A 3,959-nucleotide genomic window follows, 5' to 3' on the forward strand; every position below is an offset into this window, starting at 1 on the left:
CGGAGGCCCTCGTTGCCCGCCAGGTCGGCCAGCACGCCAGCCTCACCGTCTCGGAAACCGGATAGAAGCAGGTGCCCTTGGACGAGTACGTGGGCGTGAGGGTGACGTCGTCGCCGCGCTCGGCCCAGGCGTTGACCAGCGTGGCCGCCACGCGCTCGGCGCCGCCCGCATGCATGGAGCTGACCAGCATCAATATCTTCATGCCTCAACGGCCCCCGGCCGATCCTCCCTGATCCGCGCCGCCGCGGTAGCGGTCCAGCCACGCCTGCATCATGAGCACGCCCCACAGGTGGCTGTCCCAGTTGCGATGGCCCGAGCGGTGCTCGCGCCACTTGCGCAGGATGGGCTCGGGCTCGAACCATCCTTCCTGGCGCAGCCGGGCGGGGTCGAGCAGCGCGTCGGCCCATTCCCGCAGCGGGCCGCGCAGCCAGGCCGCCAGCGGCACCGCGAAGCCGCGCTTGGGCCGGTCGACCAGCGCCTGCGGCACATGGCGGTACAGCACCTGCCGCAGCAGCCATTTGCCCGTATTGCCGCGCACCTTGTAGCGGTGCGGCAGGCTCCAGGCGAATTCGTACACGCGGTGGTCGATGAGCGGCACGCGCGTCTCCAGGCTCACCGCCATGGCGGCGCGGTCGACCTTGACGAGTATGTCGTCGGGCAGGTAGGTGATGGTGTCCAGCTTCATCATGGACTCGAAGGTCGAGCCCTTCATGGTGCGCGCGAATTCCGAGGGCGGCTCGACGCCGCCCTTGACCACCTGCGCGGGATCCGACCAGTACGACACGAAGAGCCGGTAGAACTCTTCGCGCGAACCGGCCCGCATGAGCTCGCCCAGCTTGCCGACCTTGCCGCGCCAGGCGCCCCGGCCCGGCAGGTGCGTGGAAGCCGAGAGCAGCGCGCGCGCCGGATGGCGCAGCAGGCCGGGCACGCGGGAAATCTGGTCCCACCAGCGGTTGACGCGGAAATAGCGCGAATAGCCGCCGAACAGCTCGTCGCCGCCGTCGCCCGACAGCGCCACCGTGACGTGCTGGCGCGCCATGCGCGTGACCAGCGAGGTGGGAATCTGCGACGAATCCGCGAAGGGCTCGTCGTACATGTCCGCCAGCGTCGGCACCACGGCCAGCGCATCTTCGGCGGTGACGTACAGTTCGGTGTGGTCGGTGCCCAGGTGCGTGGCCACGGCCTTGGCGTGCTGCGCCTCGTCGTAGCCCTTCTCGTGAAAGCCGATGGCGAAGGTGCGCACCGGCTGCGCGCTCTGCGCCTGCATCAGCGCGACGATGGTGGAGGAATCGATGCCGCCCGACAGGAACGCGCCCAGCGCCACGTCCGACAGCATCTGGCCCGCCACCGAGCGCGACAGCACCTGCTCGAGCGCATCGGCGGCCTGCTCGTCGGAATCGAAGGACAGCAGCGACTGCGAGGCGGTATCGGCCTCGTCGCGCGCGGACCAGTAGGCGCGCGGCTGCGGCATGCGGCGGCTGCGCGTGTCGTCGGCGGTGAACTCCACCCAGCCTCCCGGCGGCAGCTTGGCGATGCCTTCGTAGATGGATTGCGGCGCCGGGATGTAGTTGTGCCGCATGAACGACGCCAGCGCATTGCGGTTCAGGTTGCGCCCGAAGCCGGGGATGGGCATCAGCCCCTTCAGCTCCGACGCGAACACCAGGTTGGCGCCCGAGTAGCCGTAATAGAGCGGCTTTTCGCCCATGCGGTCGCGCGCCAGCACGAGCTTGCGCGCCGCGCGGTCCCAGAGTGCGATGGCGAACATGCCCACGGCGGCCTGCAGCGTGCTCTCCACGCCCAGGGCGGTGAAGCCCGCCAGCAGCGTCTCGGTGTCGGAATGGCCGCGCCATGCCGGCGCCAGGCCCGACTTCTCGAGCTGCGAGCGGATATCCAGATGGTTGTAGATCTCGCCGTTGAACACCATGACGTAGCGGCCGCAGGCCGAGGTCATGGGCTGGTGGCCGGCCTCGGTGAGGTCCAGGATGGCCAGGCGCACGTGCGCCAGCGCGAGCCCGGCCTCGGGGTCTTCCCAGTAGCCGTTGCTGTCGGGGCCGCGATGGCGGATGCGGCGGCAGCTTTCAGAAAGCGCCTGTTCCTTGTTGGCCAGGGGGCCCCAAATTCCGACGATTCCACACATGATCGGGTTTTCTCGTTATCCGCGGCGCTGGAGCGCGCCGTCAAAAAGGTCCTGCCACAGCCGCAGCACGCGCGCGGCCGAAAAACGTTCGCGCACCGCCGTGGCCGCCTGCGCCATCGAGCTGGCGCGCGGCATCGTCGCGCATTATCGCGTCCAATGCCTGGCACAGGGCCGGCACGTCGCCGTTGGGCCGCACCAGCACGCCGTCTACGCCCGGCCGGATGATTTCGCGGGGCCCCGTGTCGCAGTCGAAGGCGACGGCGGCCAGGCCGCTCGCCATGGATTCGAGCAGCGTATTGGAAAGCCCCTCGAAGCGCGAGGTCAGCACGTAAAGGTCGGCGCTGCGGTACCAGTCGCCCACGTTGCCGGCGCGGCCGGGCATGCTCACGCGGGCCTCCAGCCCGGCCTGGGCAATGCGCGCCTGCAGGGCGGCGCGCTCGTCGCCCTCGCCCAGAATAACCAGATCCCAGTCGGGATGCGAAGGCGCGAGCCGCGCGTAGGCGTCGATGAGCAGATCGAACCCCTTGTCGGGATGCAGCCGCCCCACGGCCAGCAGGCGCTTGCGCTGCGGCGCGGCGGGCGGCGCGAGCCGGGGCTCGCCCTGCGGCAGCGGCCAGTGCACCGGATTGGGGATGACGGCCAGCCGCGAGCCCGGCACGTGCTTTTCCAGCCAGTCGGCGGTGCCGCGCGTGAGCGCCACCACCCGCGCGGCGCGTGGATAGGTCAGCCGGCGCAACCGCTGCCAGAAACCCGACAGCGTCTGTGACGGCGGATGCGTGTGCTCGGTGGCGATGACGCGGCAGCCCAGGCCCGCCGCCGCCAGCACCGCGAGAATGGAAGCCGTGGTCATCATGCCCAGCACGATGTCCGGGCGGAATTCGCGCAGCACCCGGCGCAGGGCGCGCACGCGGCGCGCGTTGGCCAACAGGCCGCGCAGGCCGCCGCCCTCGCCCCGCCGTGCCCAGCACCACCCGCCGCACGCGGGGATCCAAGCTGTAGGCGTCGTCCCGGGCGTCGGCCTGCGTCGCCACCATGACTTCGCGGCCCGCCTCGGCCCAGTGGGCGCTGAGGTCGGCCGGCACGCGCTCGGCCCCGCCGCCGTGCAGCGAATGGATGAAGATCAGCACCCGCAGGGGACGGGCGCCCGGAGCGGAAGGCGCGGACTGGGACATTCAGGCAGCCTCGTCTCGGGTTTCCCTGCGCCACACCGCCGCCAGGTAGCACAGATACGACAGCACATACATCAGGCTGGTGGCCAGCATGATACCCGCCGCGCCCATGCGCGGCGCCAGCACCATGTTGAGCACGGCCTTCAGCGCGAAATTGCCCACCGCGATGGCCGCCATGATGCGGTAGCGGTTCTGGCTGGCAAGCAATTGCACCAGGATCAGCACGCCGAAATAGAACGGCAACTGCAGCAGGCCCCAGCGCAGCACATGCGCCACGGCCTGGGTATTGGCGGCGGTGAAGGCGCCGCGTTCGAACAGCACGGAAACGCCCCACGGCGCCAGCACCCAGCCCACGGCCACCGCCGCCGCGCCCGCGCCCACCATGTATTTCATCGTGAACTCGCAACAGCCGCCCACGGACAAGTCGCAGGTGCGCCAGGCCATCCGCACCGCGGTGCACGTGGACGACATCATGAAAGTCATCGGCGCGTCGAGGAAGAACCACTCCATGGTGTACCCGGACGGCGCCTACTACGGCGGCAAGGCCACCGACGGCCGCTATAACGAGAACGACCCTGGCAAGGCGAAGGCGCTGCTCAAGGAGGCGGGCTACCAGAACGCGCCCATCGTGCTGCAGACCAACAACAACTACG

At 69.9% G+C, this 3,959-nt stretch carries 2 protein-coding genes and 3 pseudogenes; 1 reads left to right on the forward strand and 4 read right to left on the reverse strand.

Going from position 1 to position 3,959, the window contains the following annotated elements:
- The 4 genes and pseudogenes from AD428_RS21795 to AD428_RS21810 all read right to left on the reverse strand — a co-directional run.
- Window positions 1-202 (reverse strand): annotated as a pseudogene (locus AD428_RS21795) (glycosyltransferase family 4 protein); the annotation flags it as partial.
- A gap of 3 nt (window positions 203-205) precedes the next feature.
- A complete protein-coding gene (gene asnB / locus AD428_RS21800) occupies window positions 206-2,137 on the reverse strand; it encodes an asparagine synthase (glutamine-hydrolyzing) (RefSeq protein WP_053246565.1) in 1,932 nt (643 codons plus the stop codon).
- Between the two features lie 15 nt (window positions 2,138-2,152).
- A pseudogene (locus AD428_RS21805) lies at window positions 2,153-3,309 on the reverse strand (glycosyltransferase family 4 protein).
- Window positions 3,310-3,690: pseudogene (locus AD428_RS21810) on the reverse strand (lipid II flippase MurJ); the annotation flags it as partial.
- Between the two features lie 10 nt (window positions 3,691-3,700).
- On the opposite strand from AD428_RS21810, the gene AD428_RS21815 reads away from it, so the two are divergent.
- A partial coding sequence (locus tag AD428_RS21815) for an ABC transporter substrate-binding protein (protein ID WP_235491067.1) occupies window positions 3,701-3,959 on the forward strand: 259 nt, incomplete at its 3' end.

The organism is Achromobacter sp. DMS1 (assembly GCF_001270295.1).